Here is a 23,214-nt window from a genome sequence, read left to right on the forward strand (position 1 = left end):
TCGCGTGCCGAAGTAATCCAATTGATTGAGTTACTACACCATGCGAGATGTCTCGGCTGCGCTCGACATGACGTGCTTTTTTATTTGCCGCACTCATTACCCCAGCCGCACCCGCAACTGATGCCGGCCGGGCTCCTCGTAGTGGTAGCTGAGCAAAAACCCGTACGTTTCGCAAATCTGCCGCGCAATGGCCAGGCCCAGGCCCACGCTGCCGGGCGGGCGCTCCGGCCCGGGCCGGAAGCGGACAAAGAGTTGGTCGGCGGGCAAGGCGCGGGGGCGGCCGGTGTTTTCGACCACCAGCAGCTCCGGCGTAAGCTGCACGCGCACCTCGCCGCCGGGCACGTTGTGACGGATGGCGTTGCTGAGCAGGTTGCTCACCAGAATGTCAATCAGCGAGCGGTTGGCAGCTAGAGGCAGCGCCGGCAGTAAGTCGGTTTCGAGACGCAGGTTGGTGGCCGCCAGCTGCTCGCGCAGGTGGCCCAGCTGGGTACGGATGGCGGCGGCCAAGTCCACGGTTTCGGTGGGAAAGAACAGCTGCTGGTCGAGGTGGGCCAGCAGCAGCAGGCTGCGGCTGAGGTGGGTGAGGCGCTGCGTCACATCCAGCAGCGGCTCGATGTGGCCGGCCTGCTCCTCGGTGAGGCCGGGGGCCTGCACCAGCATATCGAGCTTGGTGCGCAGAATGGCCAGGGGCGTTTGCAGCTCGTGGGCCGCGTTTTCGGTGAACTCGCGCTGCCGCCGGTAGATGCGCTGGTTGCGGTTGAGCAGGCGGCCCAGCGCCATGTTCAGCTCCTTGAACTCCGGGATGCGCGTCGGGGCCAGATGCACCGGCTCGGGCTGGTCGATTTTGTAGCGCTGCAGCTCGCCCAACGTGCGGTAGAAGGGCGCCCACAGCCGCCGGGCCAGCACGTGTTGTAGCACAAGCAGCCCCACCAGCAGCGCCCCAAACAGCAGCGCCCCCGCCTGCACGATGCGGGCCAGCAACTCCTGGCTATCGAGCATGGTGGTGCGCAGCTCCAGCCGGTAGGGCCGCCCCTGGAACATCACCGGCGCGGCCAGCTGCCGGTAGGGCGTCACGTTGCCGGTGAGCTCGTTGTACATCATCCGCACGCTGAAAACCGGCGCCCCGCCGCCTCGCTTCAACGCCTTGAACTCCACGTTGTGGTCGAGCCGGTGCCAGAAGTCCAGGTCGGCCGGCGTGCGCAGGTGCAGGCGCAGGGCCTTGTCGACGCGCAGCTTGCGCCGGCTCAGGGTGCGGTCGACGTAGGCGTAGTAGATTTTGCGGATGAAGCCATAGTACACGAACGTGCCCGCCCCGGCCACCACGCTGGCGTAGATGAGGAAGTAAACGGTGGTGCGGGCCAGGAGCTTCATGAATGGTCGCGACTTACTTGAACGTCATGCAGAGCGCAGCGAAGCATCTTGCCCGCAACAGCTAACTCTATTGTTGTGGATTAGTGGTGGCACGCGAGATGCTTCGCTGCGCTCTGCATGACGTTCTGAATTTTCCGAATGGCTCAATTCGGCTCAAACCGATACCCCAGCCCGTACACCATCCGAATATAGTTCGGCGCCCCGGCCTCCGTGAGCTTGCGCTTGAGGTTTTTGACGTGAGCATACACATTCTCGAACGTGTCGAACTGCTCGGCGGCGTCGCCGGACAGGTGCTCGGCAATGGCGCCTTTGGTGATGACGCGGCCCTGATTCGCCAGCAGCAACAGCAGCAGGTCAAACTCGGTGCGCGTCAACGTCAGCGGCTTACCGGCCACGGCGGCGCGGCGGGCGGGCACGTCTACGTTTAGTTCGCCGGCTTGCAGCAAGTTGGTGCCCTGGTAGTGGCGGCGGCGCACCAGCGCGGCGATGCGGGCGCTGAGCTCGGGCAGGTAGAAGGGCTTGGGCAGGTAGTCGTCGGCGCCCAGCTCCAGACCGGTGATGCGGTCGTCGACGGCGGCGCGGGCGCTGGTGATGATGACGCCAGCCGCTTTCTGGTGCTTTTGCAGCTCGCGCAGCAGGTCGAGGCCGTCGCCGCCGGGCAGGGTGAGGTCGAGCACAATGCACTCGTAATCGTGCAGCAGCATTTTTTCCTGCGCCTGGGCGTAGTTGGTGGCCACTTCGCAGATGTAATGCTGGGCCTGCAGGTAGCTCACCACGCTGGCCAGCAGGGCCGGTTCATCTTCAACGAGCAGCAGTTTCATGAGGGAACGAATGGGAATGAATGGCAAGGTAGCAGCGATGCGGCGCCTGATGCCGGAACCTCACCCCCAGCCCCCCCCCCCGCGGAGAGGGGAGCCTGACGATTTGTAGCGTGGACTCTGCGAGTCCGCGCCTGCTAGAACAGAGGGAGTCGTTCGCTCCGGCGCGGACTCGCAGAGTCCACGCTACAACCATGCAAGACCGGTGCCCCCTCTCCCTGAGGAGAGGGGGTCAGGGGGTGAGGTGAACCGTTGGGTGACGCAAGAAAGTAAGCCCCCACTCACTTATTTTTCAAAATTCCGATTTCTTCCAAATGTATTCTAAATCGCCGCGCTACTTCGCTTCCCTAAACCACGAACTCATTCTCACTTTCCCAAAATTCCCATGAAGCGAATCCTACCCTCCTCTCCCCTCTCGGCCCGGACGGCGGGCGCGGCGCTGCTGCTGGCCGCCTGCGCGGCGACGGCCCCGGCCACCGCCGCTTCGCTGGCTACAGCTGTAGCTGCGGCCCCAAACGATTCCAGCCCGCTGGCACGCCGGCCGCTCACCGGCCGCATTCTGGATGGCAACGACCAAAGCCCGCTGGCCTTCGCCTCGGTGGCGGTGAAGGGCACCAACCGCGGCACCACCACCGACGCCAACGGCAGCTTCAAGCTCGACGTGGACGACGGTGACGTGCTGGTGATTTCCTACGTGGGCTACGAGCTGCGTGAGATGCCCGTGCCCAACGGCGCCAGCACGCTCGACGTGCCGATGAAAACCGCCACCCACACCACCGCCGACGTGATTGTGGTGGGCAACCGGGCCTCCGAGGCCCGCACCAACGTGGACCTGCCCGTGCCCGTGGACGTGCTCACGGCCAAGGAAATCACCAAAACCGGCCAGACCGAATTGGGCCAGATGATTCACTTCACGGCGCCCTCGTTCAACTCCACCAAGCACGCCATCAGCAACGTGACTTCGTACGTGGACCCGGCCACGCTGCGCGGCCTGGGCCCCGACCAGACGCTGGTGCTCGTGAACGGCAAGCGCCGCCACCAGTCCTCGGCCCTGAACGTGAACAACGTGGTGGGCCGCGGCTCGGTGGGCACCGATTTGAACGCCATTCCAACGGCCGCCATCGAGCGGGTGGAGATTCTGCGCGACGGCGCGGCGGCCCAGTACGGCTCCGATGCCATTGCCGGCATCGTGAACATCGTGCTCAAATCCAACCCGCGCGGCGGCGTGGTGACCGGCAACTACGGCATCACGGCCAAAGGCGACGGCGCCACCTACGACACGGGCCTGAACTTCGGCCTGCCCGTGGGTAAGCGCGACGGCTTCCTGAACCTGACCGTGCAGGGCCACCACAACGACCCCACCGACCGCTCGGGCGAGTACACCGGCCGGGTGTACAACTCCGACAAAGCCACCGACGACGCCCTGGTGGCCCAGAACAATTTCAACCGCGACGTGACCAAGTATGGCACGGCCCGCAACACGATGGGCCAGTTTTTCTATAACGGCGAGGTGGCGCTGGGCGAGAAATGGCGGCTGTATTCCTTCGGCGGGATTTCCTACAAGGACATGACGGCCTACGGCTTCTTCCGCAACCCGAGCAACAAGGCGCGGGCGGTACTCTCGCTGTTTCCGAACGGCTACAACCCCGTATTCCCGGCCACGGTGCAGGATTTGGCCTCCACGGTGGGTTTGCGCCGCAAAACGGCCAGCGGCTGGAACCTCGATTTCAGCCTCGGCGGCGGCCAGAACATCATCAAGACCTACGCCAACCACACGGTGAACCCCTCGTACGGCAGCGCCTCACCGACTGAGTTTTACACCGGTACCAACAAGTTCGGCCAGGCCCTGGCCAACGTCAACGTGTCGAAAGGCTTTGCCATCGGCGGCCTCAAGTCGTTCAGCCTGAGCTACGGCGGCGAGTTTCGGGTGGAAAACTACCAGCTGCTGGCCGGCGACGAAGCCTCCTGGAAAAAAGGCCCCGTGACCACCAACAACCCCGACGTGGGCAGCAGCGGCCGCGAAGGCATCGCGGCCGTGAACGCCGTGGCCCGCACCCGCAACAACGTGGGCGTGTACGTGGACGTGCTCAGCGACATCACCGACAACTGGCTGGTGGGCGTGGCCGGCCGCTTCGAGCGCTACTCCGATTTCGGCTCCAACGTGAGCGGCAAGATTTCGACCCGCTACAAGTTTTCGGAGATGTTTTCGGTGCGCGGCTCGCTCAACCGGGGCTTCCGGGCACCGTCGATGCACCAGCTCTACTACTCCAACTACGCCGATGCCCAGTGGCTGACGCTCAACGGCGTGTTCGATTCCTACCCCATTGCCCACCTGCGCAACGACAACCCCTATGTGCAGAAGCTGGGCGTGGGCCAGCTCAAGGCCGAAACCACGCTCGACTACAACCTCGGCTTCACGGCCCAGGTCACGCCCGACCTCGTGTTCACGGCCGATGCCTACCAGATTGACATCACCGACCGGGTGGTGATTTCGGGCCAGCTCGACGCCTCCAAGCCGGCCTTGGCTCCCGTGTTCACCGGCTCAGGCTACGCCCAGGTGCAATTCTTCTCCAACGCCCTCGACACCCGCACCCGCGGCCTCGACGTGGTGGCCAGCTACCGCAAAAAGATGGACCGCGACCAGGAAATGAGCCTCAACCTGGCCATGGCCCTGAACTCGACCAAGGTGGTGGGCGAAGTCCGCACCCCCGCCTCGCTGGCCAACCTGGGCACCCCGCTCGTCGACCGCGTGATGATTGGGCTGATTGAAGTGGCCCAGCCGCGCTCCAAGTTCATCGGCTCGGCCAACTATCGCTTCAAGAAAATCGAAGGCCTGGTGCGCGCCACCCGCTTCGGCGAAGTAACCGCCATCCAGAGTACCCCCGAGTTGGACCAGACCTTCTCGGCCAAAGTCATCACCGACGCCTCGCTCACCTACGCCTTCACGCCCCGCGTGGGCCTCACCCTGGGCGCCAACAACCTCTTCAACGTCTACCCCGACGAAATCGCCTTCCCCTCCCTCACCGCCTCGGGCCAGACCCCCTACACGCGCTTCACCTCGCAGTTCGGCTTCATGGGCGCGTATTACTTCACGGCGCTGCGGTTTAGCTTCTAGTAGCACATGCTTTAGCTTGTGCAGCCGCCAGAACGTGCAACGCCGCACAAGCTAAAGCATGTGCTACTGAAAAAAGAACGGTCATGCTGAGCGCAGCCGAAGCATCTCTACCGCGGCAGTAAATCATTCGCTGCAACGAATGAGGTGGGACGAATTCGTTGCCTGCGGATGGTGAGCCGCGCAACGAAGCGGTAGAGACGCTTCGACTGCGCTCAGCATGACCATTCTTTTTATTCCGCCAGCCCGTTCCGCTAACCCACCAATCCACTCACCCACCACCCCACCACCATGCTCGCACTCGCTGGCTTTGCCATGATTCTCACCTTCATGGTGCTGATTATGACGAACCGTCTTTCGGCCATTACGGCGCTGCTGCTGGTGCCGGTGGCGTTTGCGGTGCTCACCGGTTTCGGTGGGCAAATGGGGCCGATGATGCTCGACGGCATCAAGAATATTGCGCCCACGGGCATCATGCTGGTGTTCGCCATCATGTACTTCGGGCTGATGACCGACGCTGGGTTGTTCGACCCGGTCATCAACCGCATCCAGCGCGTGGCCCACGGCGACCCGCTGAAAATCATCGTCGGCACCGCGCTGCTGGCCCTGCTGGTGTCGCTGGACGGCGACGGGGCCACGACTTATATCATCGTCGTCACGGCCATGCTGCCGCTCTACCGCCGCCTGGGCATCAGCCCCTTGATACTGACCTGCATGAATATGTTGGTGGGCGGCGTGATGAACATTCTGCCCTGGGGCGGCCCCACGGCCCGCGCCATGAGCGTGCTCCACCTCGACAGCACGCAGCTGTTCAACCCGCTCATTCCGGCCATGGGCGCGGGGCTGGTGTGGGTGTTTTTCGTGGCCTGGCGCTTCGGCAAAAAGGAGCGGAAACGGCTGGGGCTGGAGCATCTTATCGAAGCTAAAGAAACCAAAGCCGTCGTTTACGGCCTCGCCGCCGGGCTGCCCCAGCCGCTGCCCGAAGTACTGGATTTGGAGATTTCGCCCGAAGAAAAAGCCCTGCGCCGGCCCAGGCTTTTGTGGCTGAATGCTCTGCTCACCATCGTGCTGATGGTGGCGCTGGTGCGCGAACTGCTGCCGCTGCCGGTGCTGTTTATGCTGGCCTTCGCGCTGGCCGCCGTGCTTAATTACCCGAACCTGGCGCAGCAGCGGCAGCGGTTTGCGGCGCACGCGGGCAATGCGCTGTCGGTGGCGGCGATGGTGTTCGCGGCGGGCATTTTCACCGGCATCCTCGGCGGTACGCACATGGTCGATGCCATGGCGCAGTCCTTCGTGGCGCTGGTGCCGCAGTCGCTGGGGCCGCACTTCCCGGTGCTGACGGGGCTGGTGAGCGCGCCGCTTACCTTCTTCATGTCGAACGACGCGTTTTACTTCGGCATCCTGCCGTTTTTCACCAAGGCGGCCTCGGCGTTCGGGATTTCGGCGGCCACCATGGGCAAGGCCTCGCTGCTGGGCCAGCCCGTGCACCTGCTGAGTCCGCTGGTGCCGTCCACGTATTTGCTGGTGGGTTTGGCGGGCGTCGACATCGGGGCGCATCAGCGCTTCACGCTGAAGTGGGCCGGCGGCACGGTGCTGGTGATGCTGGTAACTTCGCTGTTGCTGGGCATCATTCCGCTCTGATTATTTAGAACGTCATGCTGAGCGTAGTCGAAGCATCTCGCGTGCGGCAGTAATCAAAACCGTTCCAACGATTGAGTTACTACCACACGCGAGATGCCTCGGCTACGCTCGGCATGACGTTCTTTTGTATTTAACGACCTCTGGCATCTTTGCCTAATCTACCGCGTTACCCAGCTACCCTAGCTTCTCCGCCGTGAACCACTACATCGAGCAAATCATCCAAAACCCGCTGGCCTCGCTGGCCATCGTGGGCAATCTGGTCATCATCGAAAGCCTGCTTTCGGTGGACAATGCTGCCGTACTGGCCACCATGGTGGGCGACCTGTCCAAGGAGCAGCGGCACAAGGCCTTGCGCTATGGCATTTTCGGGGCGTACATTTTCCGGGGGCTGTGCATTCTGTTCGCATCGTTTCTCATCAAGTTCTGGTTTTTGAAGCCGCTCGGCGGGCTCTACCTGCTGTACCTGGTGTACGACCATTTCAAGGCCGGCCCGGCGCACGACGAGGAGAAAATCGAAAAGGAAAAAAGCTGGATTTACCGCAACACGCTAGGGCTGTTTGGAAAGTTCTGGGCTACCGTGGCGCTCATTGAGCTGATGGACCTGGCCTTCAGCATCGACAACGTGTTTGCCGTGGTGGCCTTCACCGACAACCTGATTCTGATTTGCGTGGGTGTGTTCATCGGCATTCTGGCCATGCGGCTGGTGGCGCAGGCCTTCGTGCTGCTTATGGGCAAGTACCCGTTTCTGGAAACGGCGGCTTTTGTGGTCATCGCCCTGCTGGGGTTCAAGCTGCTTTTCTCGCTGGTGAGTCACTTCCTGCCCGGCCACCCCGTGAGCGAGGCCCTGGAAGGCGAAGCCGCCGACGTGGCCCTCACGGTGCTCACGGTGCTCTGTTTCCTGGTGCCGTGGGCTACCTCGCTGCTCTTCAACGTGCCCCAGCGGCCCGGCGGCAACCGCGCGGCCGAGGCTAAGGCCGCCGAGCAAGCCGACTCGGCCGCCCAAAAAGCCTAGCGCGTGGCCGAGGTTTTCCGCTCGCTGCAACACCGCAATTTCCGGCTGTACTACGCCGGCCAGTCTGTCTCCCTCATTGGCACCTGGATGCAGCGGCTGGCCGTGGGCTGGCTGGTGTACCAGGCCACGCACTCCGCCTTTTTGCTGGGCTTGGTGTCGTTTTGCGGGCAGATTCCGACGCTGCTGCTCTCGCCCTACAGCGGCACCGTGGCCGACCGCTACAGCCGCTACCGCGTGCTGCTCATCACTCAGATTGCCTCGCTGGTGCAGGCTAGCGTGCTGGCTTGGCTGGTGCTGAGCGGGCACTACGCCACCTGGGCCGTGGCGGGCCTGAGTTTGCTGCTGGGCACCATCAATGCGTTCGACATTCCGGCCCGGCAGTCGCTCATTGTGGAGCTGGTGGACGACCGCACCCACCTGCCCAATGCCATTGCCCTGAACTCGACCATGGTGAACCTGGCCCGGCTGGTGGGCCCGGCCGTGGCAGGGCTGCTGCTGGCGCATTTCGGCGAGGGGCCGTGCTTTGTGGTAAATGCGGTGAGCTTCGTGGCCGTGGTGGCCTCGCTGCTGCTCATGCGCATTGCGCCGCGTCCGGCACGCACGCACCGCCCCGGCGCCTGGGAGGGCCTGCGCGAGGGCTGGGCTTACCTGCGGCAGGCCCCCATTTTGCGCCGCCAGATTTCGCTCATGGCGGGCATCAGCTTCTGCGTGATGCCTTTTGGCACGCTGCTGCCGGTGTTTGCCAAGGACGTGTTTCACGGGGCGGCGGGCACCTTTGGCTGGCTGAACAGCTTGTCGGGGCTGGGCTCACTTGTCGGTGCGTTCTACCTGGCCGGGCAGCCGGCGGAGGCGCGGAGGCCGCAGCTCATCACCTACGCGGCGCTGGTGTTCAGTGCCAGCGTATTGGCGTTTGCGCTCAGCCCGGCCCTGGGGCTGGCGCTGGTGTTCATCACGCTGGGCGGGGCAGGCATGATGCTCTTCATTGCGGGCACCAACACGGCCATTCAAACCAATGTAGACGACCACATGCGCGGCCGCGTGCTGAGCTACTACGTGATGGCGTTCCAGGGCATTCAGCCCTTGGGCGCGCTGCTGGTGGGGTGGCTGGCGCGGCATATTGGGGCGCCGCACACGGTGGCGCTGCAGGGAGCGCTGGGGCTGGTGGTGGGGCTGGCGTTCTGGCAGCAGGGCCGCCGCTCAGCCCAAGAAAAGAAGTTGGTGGCGGCAGGCAATTAAAGGCTGGAAAAGCCGGTCAGCAACCAGAGCGCCGGAAGCGTAGCCACGGCCCATGTTGGTGCTCGTTGCTGATGCAGGATTGTAGCGGCGAAGGTGTTATAATTTCGTAATTCTTGACCTCTTTTCCACTTCAGCCCTCCTTCCGCATGAAAAAATTTACCGTGGGTTTGCGCCATTTGCTTTGTTTTGGCTTGCTGGCGGCGCCCGGCCTGGCCCGTGCGCAGGCCCAAAGGTGGCAATGGGCAGCAGCGCCCGGTCCCGCCGCCCCGGCCGGCCTGGGCAGCTCCGGCGTGTCGGCCATGGCCCTGGATGCGGCCGGCAACACCGTCGTGGCCGGGCAGTTTCACGGCACCCTCACGCTGGGCACCACCACGCTGACCAGCGCCGGCCACAACGATATTTTTGTGGCCAAAGTCAGCCCCACTGGCCAATGGCTACAGGCTGTGCGCGCTGGCGGCGCGGGCGACGACTTGGTGAGCGCCCTGAAGCTGGACGCCGCCGGCAACGCCGTGGTGGGTGGCCGCTTTGGCAACCTGGTGACGGGAGCCACGGCTGCGTTTGGCCCGCTCACGCTCATCTCCGCCGGCAACGCCGATGCCTTTGTGGCCACGCTCAGCACCACCGGCCAATGGACGCAGGCTGTGCGTGCCGGCGGCACCAACGCCGACCAGGTGGCGGACCTGGTGTTCGACGGCACGGGCAATGTCCTGGTGCTGGGCACCATCACTGGCTCCGGCAACCTGGGCAGCCACGTTTTCAACGCGCCCGCCGGCACTATGCAGCTGTTCGTGGGCCGGCTCAACCCGGGCACGGGCACCTGGACGCTCCTGAACCAAGGCCCGCCCCCCTACGGCGCCCAGCCCAGCGCCCTGGCATTGGATGTGGCCGGCAACGTGGTCGTAGTCGGCCATTGCGGCAGCGGCATCACGTTCGGGAGCACCACCCTTATTTCCAGCCGCAACGAAGGCACTTTTCTGGCCCGCCTGAACACTACCAGCGGGCAGTGGACGCAGGCCGTGACGCCAGTGCAGTCGCGTAGCAGCAATGCCCCGCCCACCACCATCAACGCCTTGGTGGTGGATGCCACCGGCACCATCACGGTGCTGGGCACCCTGCTCGAAAGCACCACCTTTGGCAATACCACGCTCACCAGCGTGGGCAGCTACGACATTTTCGTGGCCAAGCTCGACGCTTCCGGCCAGTGGACGCAGGCCGTACGCGCCGGCGGCCTGGCCAATGACATCGCCAGCTCCATCGCCCTCGATGCGGACGGCAATGCCGTTGTCACCGGGCTGTTTGGGCCTTATGGCGGGTTCAGCCCGTCGCTCACGGCCAGCTTTGGCAATATCACCCTCACCAGCGCCGGGCAATACGATGCCTTTGTGGCTACGCTCAGCCCCAGCGGGCAGTGGCTGCAAGCCGTGGGCGCCGGTGGCACGGGCAGCGATGTGGCCGGCCCGGTTGTGGTCGATGCCGCCGGCAATGCCACCGTGGGCGGCATCTACACAGGCTTGGCCGCTTTTGGAAATACCGCCCTTACCGGCGACAGCAACTACGCTATGGCCTTCGTGGCCCGGCTCAGCAGCGGGGTGCTGGCTACGCACGCTGCCTCAGCCACGGCGGCCGAAGCTTTCTCCGTGGCCCCCAATCCTGCCACTGGCGCTGCACACCTTGCCTGGCCCGAAGCCAGCAGCACCGCCCGCCCGGTACAGTTGCTCGATGCCGTGGGCCGCGAGGTGCGGCGCCAATTGCTGCCCGCTCGCGCTACCGCCACCACGCTCGACGTAACGGGCCTCGCACCCGGCCTGTATGTGGTGCGCTGCGGCGCAGCCGCCAGCCGTTTGCGCGTGGAGTAGGGTTTAGCTTAGCGCTACACTTAAACGTCATGCTGAGCGCAGCCGAAGCATCTCTACTGCACAACTAATCAATTTTAGCACTGCAGTAGAGATGCTTCGACTCCGCTCAGCATGACGTTCTTTATTATCGCTGATTATCTTACGCCGGCTGCATCTCCTTCAAATGCAGCAGCATGTCGGCCGTCATCTTGTCGAGGTCGAAATCGGGCTGCCAGCCCCAGTCCTGCCGGGCTTTGGAGTCGTCGATGCTGGCGGGCCAGGAATTGGCGATTTGCTGGCGGCCGTCGGGTTTGTAAGTCACTTCAAAACCAGGAATGTGCTTCTGGATGCTGGCCGTGATTTCGGCCGGCGAGAAGCTCATGGCGCCCAGGTTGTAGCTGGTGCGGACTTTGATTTGCTCGGCCGGCGCGTGCATGAGGTCCAGCGTGGCCTTGAGGGCGTCGGGCATGTACATCATCGGCAAATACGTGTCTTCTTCGAGGAAACACTCGTAGGTTGAGCCGGCCACGGCCTTGTGGTAAATGTCCACGGCGTAGTCGGTGGTGCCGCCGCCGGGCAGGCTCTTGTAGCCGATAAGGCCGGGGTAGCGCAGGCTGCGCACGTCGAGGCCGTGCTTGCGGTGGTACCACTCGCACCACTGCTCGCCGGCCAGCTTGCTGATGCCGTACACCGTGTTGGGGTTCATGATGGTGACCTGCGGGGTGTGGTCGCGCGGCGTATCGGGCCCGAACACGGCGATGGAGCTAGGCCAGTACACCTGGGCCACCCCGTGGGCCACGGCGGCTTCGAGCACAATGAGCAGGCCGTCCATGTTCAGCTGCCAGCCGAAGAGCGGGTTTTTCTCGGCCGTGGCCGAGAGCAGGGCGGCGAGGTGGTAAATCTGTTTGGGGCGGTACTGGCGGATGAGCTTGTCGAGGCGGGTGCGGTCGAGCACGTCGAGCAGCTCGAAGGGGCCGCCGGCCAGCATTTCGGGGTTCTTGGGGGGGCGCACATCGGCGGCTACCACTAGGTGGGGCGCGTAGCGCTGGCGCAGGGCGGCCACCAGCTCCAAGCCGAGCTGCCCGCAGGCGCCAATGACCAGCACCGAGCCGGGTAAAACAGAAGTATCAGTATCGCCGGGAGTTGTGGCCATCAGAAAAGTCAAATTGGTGGGGTGGGAGGCGGGAATTGGCACAAAGATACCGGGCGCGTTGCAGCCCAAGCGTGGCTTGCTACGTATTGTCAACTTCCACGTTGCCTGCGCGCCCCTACCAGGGTGCCTTGTCCTATGCCTGAACCCTCCTCCCTCTATTCGCTGCTTTACCGCAGCGAAGCTTCCCGTGCTGTGCACGAAGTGACGCTCACGACGCTCGTGCGCAAGGCCCGCCTCTACAACCAGCAGGCCCGCATCACCGGCATGCTGCTGTATGCCAAAGGGCAGTTTTTGCAGCTGCTGGAGGGCCCCGAGCCCGCCCTGAGCGACCTCTACGCCCGCATCAACGACGACGCCCGACACTACGACGTGACCACGCTCGCCTACGGCCCCATCGAGCTGCGCGCCTTCGGCCGCTGGCCGCTGGCCTACGCGTCGGTCAATGCTGCTTTTTTAGAGAGTGTAGCTAAATGCCTGCCCCGGCCCGCCGCCGTGGGCCTCACCGCGCCCCCCTGCCCCGAAGTGGCCCAGCTGCTGCGCGACTTCGCCAAGGAGCACGACCAACAGCTCTAGCCCCGCACCTCGGGCGGCCCGCAATATCTTTGGACCCATGAACAGCCGGCTGATTTTCCTGATGGCCACGTGGGCGGCTTTGCTGGGCAGCGCTGCGGCCGGCGCCCAAACGGCCCCTGCCCCACCGCGCTACCGCAACCTGGTGATGGAGGGCGGCGGCATCCGCGGCATTGCCTACGGTGGCGCTTTGCAGGAGCTGGAGCAGCGCGGGCTGCTGCGCGACATCCGGCGGGTGGGCGGCACCTCGGCGGGGGCTATTCAGGCAGCGCTGCTGGCGGTGGGCTACTCGGCCCAGGAGATTATCGACGTGGTGAATGCCACGCCTGTGCAGCGACTGAATGACGGCCGGTTCATCTTTTTCGGAGGCACGCACCGGCTCATCACGCAGTACGGCTGGTACCGGGGCGATGAGTTTGCCACCTACCTCAGCGAGCTGGTGGCCCGCAAAACCCAGCAGCCCAACCTCACCCTGGCCGGCCTGCACCAGCTGGCGCAAAAGGAGCCCGGCCGCTTCCGCGACCTCTACACCACGGGCACCAATCTGACCACGCAGCGCGTGCAGGTGTTCAGCTACGAAACCAACCCCACCATGCGCGTGGCCGATGCCGTGCGCATCAGCATGAGCATTCCGCTCTATTTCCGGGCCGTGCTGCTCGATGCGCAAGGCAACGTGGTGACCGGCGACCCGGCCCCCGGCCAGCCCACGCAGGTGCTCGTGGATGGCGGCCTGCTGGCCAACTACCCCGTCGATTTGTTCGACTACCCGCGCTACCTGCCCGCCGGATTCACTGGCCCCACGGACGCCCGCGGCCACGTTTACAACCCCGAAACCCTGGGCCTGCGCCTCGACCGCGCCGAACAGATTCCGCTCGACACCTCCCCCACCGGCCGCCAGCAGCTCGCCCCCTACGACATTCAGGATTTCAACTCCTACCTGGCCGCCCTCTACACCGTGGCCCTCGAAAACCTCAACCCCGTGCAGCCCGCCGACCGCGCCCGCACCATCAATATCGATTTCCTGAATTTCAGCCCAAAAATCAAGCGCATTTCGGATGCTCAGAAAAAGCAGCTAATGGACAGCGGGCGCAAGGGCGTGCAGGCGTTTCTGGCGCGGGAGCACGGAAAATAAGCGGTGTAATAGCAAGCCGGCGGAGACGATAAGTCGCTTGTGAAACCTGATTCCTTCCGTTCATGAGCCCAGAAACTGAAATAGGCATTGCGGCATTATTGCTGCTGGCCGTGGTGCTGCCGCTGGTGCTCAGTATCGGTGAGTATCGGCAGACCCAAAAGCTTGCGCAACCAGTGGTTCGATTTGTCTACAGACCGTGGCGGGATATGAGCTTCTGGTGGACGTTACTGCAGACTTTCTATGGCCTGGCTTTGCTGGCGGCAGCGGGGGTTATGACGGTCAGGCTGGGAGTCGACGCATTCACGTGCATTGCGGATGCGGTGCTACTGCTACTGGCTTGGCGTTGCTTTCCGGCTATTTGTCTGTGGTGGGCTTACTGGCAATGGGACGGCCGGGCTTGCCTTTGCTTCGACCGGGCGAGAAGCGAGATGACGTACACCAATCGGGCAATCAACTTCACTTTTGCCGCGGTGGAAATCGAACGTCTCGTTCAATATACTCCCGCCACAACTCGGACCGCTAGTTCCGACTACAGCTATGCAATTCTGCATCTCACGAACACTCGCGAACTGCTGGTTACCTCATTGTTGTGCGATGCAATTGATTGGCTATCCGTATTACCGGCCATAAAAGCCGAGGTTATCAATCAACGCTTTGCGTGGTTGCCCACCAACCCCAAATTCAGAAGGTTTTTCAGTCCTTTTTCTAAGCAATAGCCAACTAAAAAGGAGCAGCACAATGGCAATGGCCTGAACCGAATGGAGGTGCAGCAACGCTAGTTTGCTGCACCTCCATTCGGTTCAGGCCATTGCCAGATTCCGGTTACGCCGTGCGAAAACCCGTGGCCTGGCGCACGCTGCGCTCGTTGCCGGTGGCGGGGTCGGCGTAGGAATGGTCGCTTACTTCCACCGACAGGCGTTTGCCCACCAGCTGCTTGGTGTCGAGGTCTCTGCCAGCTTCGGGCTTGATGCCGACGGCCGAGTAGAGTTGGAGGATGATGGGGTGGCCAGCTTCGGAATTGTAGAAGCGCTGGGTCACGAAGCCGTCTTCGCTTTCCATGCGGGCGGCGAAGAAGGGCACGTTCTGGTGCTCGCTGGTGCCTTCTTCGATGGAGGTGATTTCGACCGTGTGGCGGCCGTCGGGGAGGAAGCCTTTGTCCTGGCCCTGGTCAACTGCGATTTTCATATAACTAATTTTTTTGGAAGAGTAAGACTAATTTAATTAGCTTAACGATACTACCGCGCGAAGGTTACAGCTTTTCACCCGGCCGGTTGGCATCCCAACCAAACACGTTTGAGCTGAGCAACCACACCGGCCGGCGCAGCCCGGTATCTTTGGGTCCTCAATCCACTATCCCACCACTCCACCAACCCGCCATTATGTACGCCACTCTCCAGCCCGACCTCACGCAGCAGCTTCAGGAAATCAAGGACGCCGGCCTTTTCAAGAAGGAGCGCATCATCACCTCGCCCCAGGGCGCCGAGATTGAAACCGACGAAGCCGGCGAAGTGCTGAACTTCTGCGCCAACAATTACCTGGGCCTGAGCTCCCACCCCGAGGTCATAAAGGCGGCCAAAGAGGCTATCGATACCCACGGCTACGGCATGTCGTCGGTGCGCTTCATCTGCGGCACGCAAGACATCCACAAGGAGCTGGAAGCCAAGCTGGCCGAGTTTCTGGGCACCGAGGACACCATTCTCTACGCCGCCGCTTTCGATGCCAACGGCGGGGTGTTCGAGCCGCTGTTCAACGAGCAGGACGCCATTATTTCCGACGCCCTCAACCACGCCAGCATCATCGACGGCGTGCGCCTGTGCAAGGCCCAGCGCTACCGCTACGCCCACAACGACATGGCCGACCTGGAAAAGCAGCTCCAGGACGCCCAGGCCAAGGGTACGCGCCACCGCATCATCGTGACGGACGGCTCGTTTTCGATGGACGGTACCATCGCGCAGCTCGATAAAATCTGCGACCTCGCCGATAAGTACCAGGCCCTGGTGATGGTGGACGAGTGCCACAGCAGCGGCTTCCTGGGCCGCACCGGCCGCGGCACCCACGAGTACCGTAACGTAATGGGCCGCGTCGACATCATCACCGGCACGCTGGGCAAGGCCCTGGGCGGGGCCATGGGCGGCTTCACTTCGGGCCGCAAGGAAATCATCGACATGCTGCGCCAGCGCAGCCGCCCGTACCTGTTCTCGAACACGCTGGCGCCCGCCATCGTGGGCGCCTCGCTGCGCGTGCTGGAGCTGCTGACCGAAAGCACCGCGCTGCGCGACAAGCTCGAAGAAAACACCAAGTACTTCCGCGAGAAGATGACCGCCGCCGGCTTCGACATCACGCCCGGCGAGCACCCCATCGTGCCCGTCATGCTCTACGACGCCAAGCTGGCCCAGGAATTCGCGGCCCGGATGCTCAAGGAGGGCATTTACGTGGTGGGCTTCTACTACCCCGTGGTGCCGCAGGGCAAGGCCCGCATCCGGGTGCAGCTCAGCGCCGGCCACAACCGCGAACACCTCGACAAGGCCATTGCCGCCTTCACCAAAGTGGGCAAGGAGCTGGAGGTGCTGAAGTAATATTCAGCACCGCTCGGACCGTCTGGGGCGGTCGGACCGGCAGACCACAAAAAAAGCCCCGCTGGCATTGCCAGCGGGGCTTTTCAATGCGCCGAAGCGCGAAGGCTATTGCCGCACCACGCGCTGCGTGAGGACACCCTGTTCGGTCAGCACCCGGAAGGTGTAGACGCCCGACGCCAGCTGGCTGAGCTTGAGCTGAGCCGTGCCGGCGGCCACCGTGCCAGTGTGCACCACCTGGCCCAGCGCGTTTAGCACCGTGAGCTGCGATGCTTTGGCGTTGATGCCGCTCAGCTCGATGCTCAGCTGGCCATCGGCCGTGGGGTTGGGGAACACGCGCAGGCTCACGCCGGCCAGCGTGGCCGTTTGCGTGCCCGTGGTCACCACCACGTTGACAGCGGCCGAAGGAATGGACGCGCAACCCTGGGTCGACGTGGCCTGCACCGTGTAGGTGCCCGATGGCGAGCCCACCGGCAGCACCAGCGTGCCCGTGGTGGTGGGCGAGCCCACCGGCGTAGCCGTGCTACCCGAGCCGCGGAAGAACTGGTACGTCACGCCCGACAACACCGGGTTGGCGCTCAGCAGCACCGTGCCGCCCGTTTGGGCGGTGGCCGTGAGCGTGGGCTGGCCAATGCCGAAGATGACGTTGAACGTGGCCGTCGACGACGCCCCCGTGCTGCAGGCGCCCGTGCCCGTCACCGTGTTGGTGATGGTGAACGTGCCGTCGATGTTGGTGTTGTTCAGGGTGATGACGCCGGTGGTGGCGTCAATGCGCAGGCCGAAGCCCGAAGCCGTGAACGTGCCCGCCACCGCGCCGGCCGCCAAGATGGGCGCTACCGTTACGGGCGAGTTGGTGCAGTACACGCCAGCAGGGTAGCTGAACGAGGAGTTCGGCGGCGTGGTGATGCTGAGCACCGCCCGCGCCGTCTGGGTGCAGGCCGCGGCCGGGCCGGTAGGCGTGAGCGTGATGGTCACGGTGCCGGCCGTTACATCGGCGGCCGAAGGCGTGTAGGTGGCGTTGAGGGCCGTGGCGCTGGGCGAGAACGTGCCCGTGCCGCTGCTGGTGTAGATGCCGCCCGTGGCCGTACCGGCAATGGCGCCGGCCAGCGTATAAGGCGTACGGCCGCAGATGCTGGCCGCGTTGGAAGCCAGCGTGGCCACCAGGCCCGGCGTCACGTTCACCTGAATGGCCGTGCGGGCAGCGGTGCTCACGCACTCAGAACCCACTTGCCAGTTGTAGAAGAAGTAGTAGTAATCGTTGCCCAGCGTGGAGCTGGTGATGGTAATCACCCCGCTAGGCGACGTGTAAGGGAACGTGGTGGCGGGCTGAGGCCCGGCGCTGAAGTCGCGGATGAGGCTGGGAGTGGCAGCGCTCAGGTACAGCGTGTACTGGCCAGCGGCCGGCACGGCCAGGTTGAGCGTGAGGACCGTGGGCGAAATGGCAGCCGTGGTGTTGGCCGGCACCGGCACCGTGACGGTGGCTACCGGCGTGCCGGTGGTGGTGCTGCCGTTCAGCAGTTGGATGGTGGCCGTGCCCGCGGCGGCGTTAGCCGTGCGGTATACGGTCACGTTCACGATGCTGGTGGGCGCAGTGGCCGTGAAATACAGGCCGCCAATCGTGTTGGTGCCGTCGGTGCCCGTCGTCGAAGGCTTGCCTACGTTCTCCTGGCTGCCCGCAAAGGCTTCGGCGTAGTAGGTGGTGCTGGCCGTGAGGGCCGGCGTCACGTACGGGTTGCCGGTGCCCACCAGCGTGCCGCCGGTGGCGGCCGTGTAGTAGCGCACGTTGATGCCCGTGGGCACCGTGGCCGAGAGCGAAGCCGTGCCGCCGGCGCACACGCTCAGCGGCGAGGGCGCCGCCGAAATCACCGGGTTGTTCACCGTCACCACGGCCACGTTGCTGTACGCTACGTTGATGCCGCAGCTCACTTTGGCGCGGTAGTAGGTGGTGCTGGTGAGCACCGGCGTGGTGTAAGTGGCCGAGGTAGCCCCGGCAATGTCGGTGAAGGTGCCCGTGGCGCTGCTGCTGCTCTGCAGTTGCACGCTGCCATTGGCCGCGCCGGCCAGGGCCAGCGAAGCCGTGCCACTCACGCACAGCGAGTACGAAGCCGGCGACAAAGTGCCACCCACCGGCGCTGCCACATTGAGCGTGGGCGCAGGCGTGAGCAGGTTATTGCCGGTGTTGGCATCGCCGGTCACGGTGGCCGTGATGGCGAAGGAGTAGCTGCCCAGGGCCGTGAAGTCGGCCAGGCTGGTCAGGGTGATGTCCTGCGTGGCCGTCGAGGCCAGGGTACCCGCGCTGATGGTCTGGGTCAGGGTCTGCGTCGAGCTGTTCGGGCCGCTGATGACCACCGTCACGGTGAGCGGGTTAGTAGCGAAGTTGAGCACGCTCGTGCCGAGGTTGCGCACCTGCACCGTCACCGGCGTGTTGGCGCCGAAGCAGGTCGAGGTAGCTGCGTTAGCCGGCGAAACCAGGGCGCTAGGGGCCACGTCCACGGCCTGGGGCACAAACTGGTAAGCCCCAAGGCTGGGGGCCGTGGTCGAACGGGTATTGCCGGCGAAGTCTATCGTGATGGGCAGCGGCGTACCGGCGCTGGCCACGGCCGGCGAAATCGGCAGCAGGTTGGTGGCCGACGTGAAAATCGGGTCCGTGCTAATCGAGTTCGCGTCCTTGCCGGTGGCGGTTTGCAGGGCGGCCAGGGTGGCCGCATCGGCCCCCACGTAGGCCAGCACGCCCCGGGGCCCGCTCACGTAGTAGTCGTTGTAGTCGCTCACGGCCAGCACGCTGGCGGCCGAGTAGTACACGCTGTAGGATTTCACCGTGCTGGTGGCGGCCGATGTGGTGATGGCGTTCGCGAAGATGTTGTTGCGCACGTCCAGGCCCGTGGCCAGGGTGGTGGTCACCAGCAGGCCCGCGCTGATGTTGCTCGGGCTGGCGTAGTTGGTGGTCGGCGTAAACGAGCCGGACAAGCCCACCGTATTGTAGTAGATTTTGATGCCCGTGCCGCCCGCCAGGCGAATGCCGAAGGGGTTGTAGGTGGTGCTGTTGGTGTAAGCCGCCGTTAGAATGTCAGAAATCACGTTGTTCGAGATTTCTGTGTTGGTCACGTTGGTAGTGCTGTTCACGTTGATGCCATAAGCACCCCAGCCGCCAGTGTTCAGCTGGCGCAGGCCCGAAATGGAATTGCGCGAAATCACGGCGTCGGTTACGTTGGTGTTCAGCTCGATGCCGGCAATGTTGATGGAAGCAGCCGTGGCGTCCATGCCCAGAATGGTGTTGCGCGACACCAGCGGCGCGGTGGCGCCCTGCAGGTCGATGCCGCGGTTCATCACGTTATCGGACGATACCGTGCCCGTAGTGGTGGGGGCGGCCCCGATGCGGTTGCCCACAATCTGCAGGCCGTCGTAGGACGTAGCCACGCCGTTGGCCTTGGCGTAAATGGCTTCGTAGGCCGTGGTCACGGCGTTGTTCTGAATCACGAGGTTGTCGTTGTCGTCGCCGTAGGTCGAAGTGCTGGGCACGGAAACCGCCGCCGAGGGCGCCGCCGAGGCGTAGATGCCGAACGAGGCGGTGTTGCTCATGCTGCCGCCCACCACGTTGAGGTTGCGCACGGTGATGTTGGTAGAGCCGGCACCGGCGCCCTGGCTGCCCACCCACACCACGGCGTTGGCGCCGGTGTTGGTGCTGGTCAGCGTGAGGTTACGGGTGATGCCGCCGGTAGTGTTGGCGCCGTCCAGGGTGATGTAGCGGGCGCTGCTGAGCAGCACCACGGCCGGAGCACCGCTGGTGCCCGTCACCACCGGGCTCACGCCCGGGGCGGGGCTCACGAGCAGGGTGTTCGTGGCCGAAGCGGTGGGGTTATTGCCGAAGATGATGGGGAAGGTTTCCGCCGTCGAATAGGTGGCGTCGAGCAGGTAGAACGTGGTGGCGCCCACCAGCGTATTGATGCTGTAGGCGTTGGCCGCCGCCGTGAGGGTAGCATACACGCGGCTCGCCGGCGTGCCGGCGGGCGGCGTGGAGGTACCCACGTAGTAGATGCCGCTCATGTTGCCCACAATCTGGAACGAGCCGGGGTTGGCCGGGGCCGTGGTGCCGGGGGGCGTGGCGCCACTACCGCCGCCGGGGCTGGTGCTCACGTTGCCGGCCGTGGCCAGGTCCTGGGCCGCCACGTAGTACTGAATCACGTCGCCCTGGGCCACGCTGCCGCCGGGCAGCAAGGCGTAGTTCAGGGTGAAGGTGTAGCTGCTGCCGCTCACGCTGGTGGCATTCACAAACACAAAGGCGCCCGAGGTGCCCTTGCGGTAGTACAGGCGCGGGGCGTTGGTGCCGGTGGCCACGCCGCTGGGGTCCGAAATGGTAATGACTACCGTGCGGTTGGCGGTGCTGTTGGTGTTGATAAGCGTAGCGCCCGTGATGAGCGGGCCCGTCAGGTCGAGCGGCTGGTAGGTGCCTTCAAAGGCGCCCAGGTCGGGGGCGGTGGTGCTGCGCGTGAGGTTGGCGTAGTCGGTGGTGATGCCGCTGATGGGCGCGCCGCCGCTCTCAATCTGGGTGGGAGTGGTGGTGCTTACCTTCAGGAAGTTGGCGTTGGTGCCGCTGGTGCTCAGGAAGGGCGGGTTCTCGGTCACGGCGCTGGCGTCGCGGCCCGATACGAAGGCCTTGTAATCGGCCAGCGTCTGCTGCCCGTTCGTGACGGGGCTGGTGCCTTCGGCGTAAATCAGGTTGGCCGTGCCGGGCGTGCCGGCGTAGTACAGGTTGTTGTTGGTGGCAGTGCCCAGGTTGCTGGGCGCGGCGCCCGCGGTGCCGCTCGTGCGGCGCAGGGCCACGGTGAGGCCCGTGCCGGCCGGCGTGGAGGTGTTCACCACCACGTTGTTGCGCAGCGTCACCAGCGTGGTGGCCGTGGAGGTGTAGTAGATGCCCGTGGTGCCGAAGTTGGCGCCCGTGCTGCTGGCATTCAGGTAAATGCTGTTGTATTGGGCATTCACCGTGGTGCCGCCGCCCACGTACAGGCCCGAAAGGGCCGCGGTGCTGGAAGCGGCGGGCGTGTTCAAATCACCAACGATGTTGTTGGTGATGTTGGTGGTGGTGCCCGAGGTGTAGATGCCGTAGATGAAGCCGCTGGTACCGTTGGCCGTCAGGCCCGACACGCGGTTGCGGTACACATCAAGCGTGGCGCCGCCGCTCAGGTACATGCCATAGAGCGTGCTGCCGTCGGTGCTGATGTTCTGCACCGTGTTGCCGTAGAACTGCACCGCCGCCGACGAGTTGTTGAAGGCGTAGATGCTGTACACCGACGACGTACCGGGGGTGCTGAAGTTGCTGACCGTGTTGTTGAACACGTTCTGGGTGGTGGTGGCCCCAGTGCTCACATACAGCATGTAGTTGGCGCCCGAGGTAGCCGCGGGGCGGCTCCAGTTGTTGAGGGTGTTGCCCGAAATGTTCAGGTTGGCCACCCCTACCGTGTTGTAGAGGCCATAAAACGTGGCCGTAGTGGCCGTGGCCGATGTCATCGTCAGGCTGTTGTTGGCGATGTTGACCGTACCGTTGGTGGCGTTGCCGCCGCTGCCGTTCTGGATGCCGTAGGTAGTCGTGGTGGTGGTGTTGGTGGCCACGCGCACGGTGTTGCCGAGCAGGTCGGCATTACCGCCCGTGGTCACCAGGATGCCGTAGAGCGTGCTGGTGGGGCCCGCCGCCGCGCCCGTCGGGGCCGAATCTACGGTGTTGCCCTGCACCTTCAGGCCGTTCTGGTAAATGGCGTAGATGCCATAGGCCGTGGCGGTGGTGCCGTAGTTGGTGATGGTGTTGCCGGTGGCCGTGGTGCCGCTCACGATGCTGCCGACCTCGTTGTTCTGGTCGTAGTACGTGTAGGGGCTGGCCGCCGCGTAGCCGCCCACGTAAATGCCGTTGTTGACGCCGCTGATGGTGTTGCCGTAGAACTTATTGTTCGAGTGGGTGCCGGCCGCTGTGGTGGGCACCACCTGCGCGAGGGCGGTGGCCGTGTGGCTGTTGGAGTAGATGCCCGACGTCACGGTGCTCTTTTGCAGCGTTATGGTGCAGTTCCGAATCACCACGCTCTGGCAGCCGTCCACGGCCGACGTGGTGGTTTTCAGCAGCGCAAAGCCCCATTCCATCTGGGTGGTCACGTTGGCGTTGGACGCCGGGTCCACCAGCGTCAGGCCGTCGAAGGTCACGTAGTCGGCCGCCTGCAGGCCGATGATGGCGTCCAGCGTGGGCGAAGTGCCCACCCCCGCCGTGATGGTGGGGTTGGCGCCGGTGCCCGATTTCTGGAAAACGATGGGGTTGGCCGCCGTGCCGGTGGCCGTGATGGACCCCGCCGTGGGCGAGGCAAAGGTTTCGGTGTAGCCCGCCGCTAAGTTGAAGGTGACGCCGCCCGGGCCCACCCCTTGCGCGTTCAGGTCGGCGATGGCCGCCGTCAGCGTGGCGTAGCCGGTACTGCCCGAGCCCGGAATGGCTTTGGCGCCCGAGAGCTGGGCTTGCGCGCTAAAGCTGCCGAACAGCAGTAGGCCCGCGCCTAATAGCCGCGACAGGCGCGCACGCGCCGACGAGGCCTGGAGCAACCTGACCGGTTGCTTGCGAAGGTATTTTTTCTCCATGAAGAAAGAATGGTAAAGGTTGTTGAATAAGAGAAGAAGAAGGGTAGCAAAAAACAATCCCTCCAGGTGGAAGAGGGCAACGCAACCAGAAGAACAGCAGGCGGGCTGCCAGGCCCGGGCGCAACACAGAATTTGGCAGTGGGGTGGGCGTT

Annotated in this window: 14 protein-coding genes; 9 read left to right on the top strand and 5 right to left on the bottom strand. The window is 64.1% G+C overall.

The genetic code is table 11. The features are described from left to right. Positions 1-96: 96 nt before the first annotated feature. Together Q5H92_RS03590 and Q5H92_RS03595 are read right to left on the bottom strand one after the other, a co-directional pair. On the bottom strand, positions 97-1,371 hold the full coding sequence (locus tag Q5H92_RS03590) for a sensor histidine kinase (protein ID WP_305010113.1): 1,275 nt from the start codon (positions 1,369-1,371) through the stop codon (positions 97-99). 143 nt (positions 1,372-1,514) lie between these two features. After that, positions 1,515-2,192: a response regulator transcription factor gene (locus Q5H92_RS03595; RefSeq protein WP_305010114.1), complete on the bottom strand. Its 678-nt coding sequence runs from the start codon at positions 2,190-2,192 to the stop codon at positions 1,515-1,517. A gap of 382 nt (positions 2,193-2,574) precedes the next feature. Between Q5H92_RS03595 and Q5H92_RS03600 the strand changes: the two genes are divergently transcribed. The 5 genes from Q5H92_RS03600 to Q5H92_RS03620 all read left to right on the top strand — a co-directional run bounded on the left by Q5H92_RS03600 (position 2,575) and on the right by Q5H92_RS03620 (position 11,046). Further along, a complete protein-coding gene (locus tag Q5H92_RS03600) occupies positions 2,575-5,304 on the top strand; it encodes a TonB-dependent receptor (RefSeq protein ID WP_305010115.1) in 2,730 nt (909 codons plus the stop codon). Positions 5,305-5,592: 288 nt separating this feature from the next. Next, positions 5,593-6,942, top strand: a complete 1,350-nt coding sequence (locus Q5H92_RS03605) for a CitMHS family transporter (RefSeq protein ID WP_305010116.1) — start codon at positions 5,593-5,595, stop codon at positions 6,940-6,942. Positions 6,943-7,135: 193 nt separating this feature from the next. Then, the gene (locus tag Q5H92_RS03610; protein WP_305010117.1) at positions 7,136-7,954 is read left to right on the top strand and encodes a TerC family protein; all 819 of its coding nucleotides are present in this window, start codon (positions 7,136-7,138) and stop codon (positions 7,952-7,954) included. 3 nt (positions 7,955-7,957) lie between these two features. After that, complete coding sequence (locus Q5H92_RS03615) at positions 7,958-9,190, top strand: MFS transporter (protein WP_305010118.1); 1,233 nt, start codon at positions 7,958-7,960, stop codon at positions 9,188-9,190. Between the two features lie 146 nt (positions 9,191-9,336). Beyond that, positions 9,337-11,046, top strand: a complete 1,710-nt coding sequence (locus tag Q5H92_RS03620) for a T9SS type A sorting domain-containing protein (RefSeq protein WP_305010119.1) — start codon at positions 9,337-9,339, stop codon at positions 11,044-11,046. A 139-nt stretch (positions 11,047-11,185) separates the two neighbouring features. Here Q5H92_RS03620 and Q5H92_RS03625 read toward each other — a convergent pair whose 3' ends face one another. After that, entirely contained in the window at positions 11,186-12,178 is a 993-nt protein-coding gene (locus Q5H92_RS03625; RefSeq protein ID WP_305010120.1) for an NAD-dependent epimerase/dehydratase family protein, read from the bottom strand. A 135-nt stretch (positions 12,179-12,313) separates the two neighbouring features. Between Q5H92_RS03625 and Q5H92_RS03630 the strand changes: the two genes are divergently transcribed. From Q5H92_RS03630 to Q5H92_RS03640, 3 genes are all read left to right on the top strand, one after another. After that, the gene (locus tag Q5H92_RS03630) at positions 12,314-12,751 is read left to right on the top strand and encodes a BLUF domain-containing protein (RefSeq protein ID WP_305010121.1); all 438 of its coding nucleotides are present in this window, start codon (positions 12,314-12,316) and stop codon (positions 12,749-12,751) included. A gap of 37 nt (positions 12,752-12,788) precedes the next feature. Further along, complete coding sequence (locus tag Q5H92_RS03635; RefSeq protein WP_305010122.1) at positions 12,789-13,880, top strand: patatin-like phospholipase family protein; 1,092 nt, start codon at positions 12,789-12,791, stop codon at positions 13,878-13,880. Between the two features lie 62 nt (positions 13,881-13,942). Continuing rightward, a complete protein-coding gene (locus tag Q5H92_RS03640) occupies positions 13,943-14,596 on the top strand; it encodes a PH domain-containing protein (protein ID WP_305010123.1) in 654 nt (217 codons plus the stop codon). Between the two features lie 106 nt (positions 14,597-14,702). On the opposite strand, the gene Q5H92_RS03645 is transcribed toward Q5H92_RS03640, so the two are convergent. Next, positions 14,703-15,065, bottom strand: coding sequence for a hypothetical protein (locus Q5H92_RS03645; RefSeq protein ID WP_305010124.1), 363 nt, complete (start codon positions 15,063-15,065; stop codon positions 14,703-14,705). A 194-nt stretch (positions 15,066-15,259) separates the two neighbouring features. Between Q5H92_RS03645 and kbl the strand changes: the two genes are divergently transcribed. Then, positions 15,260-16,456 carry a glycine C-acetyltransferase gene (gene kbl / locus Q5H92_RS03650; protein ID WP_305010125.1) on the top strand — a complete coding sequence of 399 codons (1,197 nt, stop codon included), beginning with the start codon at positions 15,260-15,262 and terminating at the stop codon, positions 16,454-16,456. Positions 16,457-16,561: 105 nt separating this feature from the next. Here the strand turns inward: kbl and Q5H92_RS03655 are convergent, their stop codons facing one another. Then, the gene (locus Q5H92_RS03655; RefSeq protein ID WP_305010126.1) at positions 16,562-23,062 is read right to left on the bottom strand and encodes an Ig-like domain-containing protein; all 6,501 of its coding nucleotides are present in this window, start codon (positions 23,060-23,062) and stop codon (positions 16,562-16,564) included. Positions 23,063-23,214 lie beyond the last annotated feature (152 nt).

This window comes from Hymenobacter mellowenesis, assembly GCF_030581005.1.
Lineage (GTDB): Bacteria > Bacteroidota > Bacteroidia > Cytophagales > Hymenobacteraceae > Hymenobacter > Hymenobacter mellowenesis.

What these genes read in the sequence shown, in the direction of transcription:
- Q5H92_RS03620 (WP_305010119.1), top strand. Translation starts at nt 9,337, where the DNA reads ATGAAAAAATTTACCGTGGGTTTGCGCCATTTGCTTTGTTTTGGCTTG.
- Q5H92_RS03635 (WP_305010122.1), top strand. Translation starts at nt 12,789, where the DNA reads ATGAACAGCCGGCTGATTTTCCTGATGGCCACGTGGGCGGCTTTGCTG.
- kbl (WP_305010125.1), top strand. Translation starts at nt 15,260, where the DNA reads ATGTACGCCACTCTCCAGCCCGACCTCACGCAGCAGCTTCAGGAAATC.
- Q5H92_RS03630 (WP_305010121.1), top strand. Translation starts at nt 12,314, where the DNA reads ATGCCTGAACCCTCCTCCCTCTATTCGCTGCTTTACCGCAGCGAAGCT.
- Q5H92_RS03640 (WP_305010123.1), top strand. Translation starts at nt 13,943, where the DNA reads ATGAGCCCAGAAACTGAAATAGGCATTGCGGCATTATTGCTGCTGGCC.
- Q5H92_RS03595 (WP_305010114.1), bottom strand. Translation starts at nt 2,192, where the DNA reads ATGAAACTGCTGCTCGTTGAAGATGAACCGGCCCTGCTGGCCAGCGTG.
- Q5H92_RS03605 (WP_305010116.1), top strand. Translation starts at nt 5,593, where the DNA reads ATGCTCGCACTCGCTGGCTTTGCCATGATTCTCACCTTCATGGTGCTG.
- Q5H92_RS03600 (WP_305010115.1), top strand. Translation starts at nt 2,575, where the DNA reads ATGAAGCGAATCCTACCCTCCTCTCCCCTCTCGGCCCGGACGGCGGGC.
- Q5H92_RS03655 (WP_305010126.1), bottom strand. Translation starts at nt 23,062, where the DNA reads ATGGAGAAAAAATACCTTCGCAAGCAACCGGTCAGGTTGCTCCAGGCC.
- Q5H92_RS03590 (WP_305010113.1), bottom strand. Translation starts at nt 1,371, where the DNA reads ATGAAGCTCCTGGCCCGCACCACCGTTTACTTCCTCATCTACGCCAGC.
- Q5H92_RS03625 (WP_305010120.1), bottom strand. Translation starts at nt 12,178, where the DNA reads ATGGCCACAACTCCCGGCGATACTGATACTTCTGTTTTACCCGGCTCG.
- Q5H92_RS03645 (WP_305010124.1), bottom strand. Translation starts at nt 15,065, where the DNA reads ATGAAAATCGCAGTTGACCAGGGCCAGGACAAAGGCTTCCTCCCCGAC.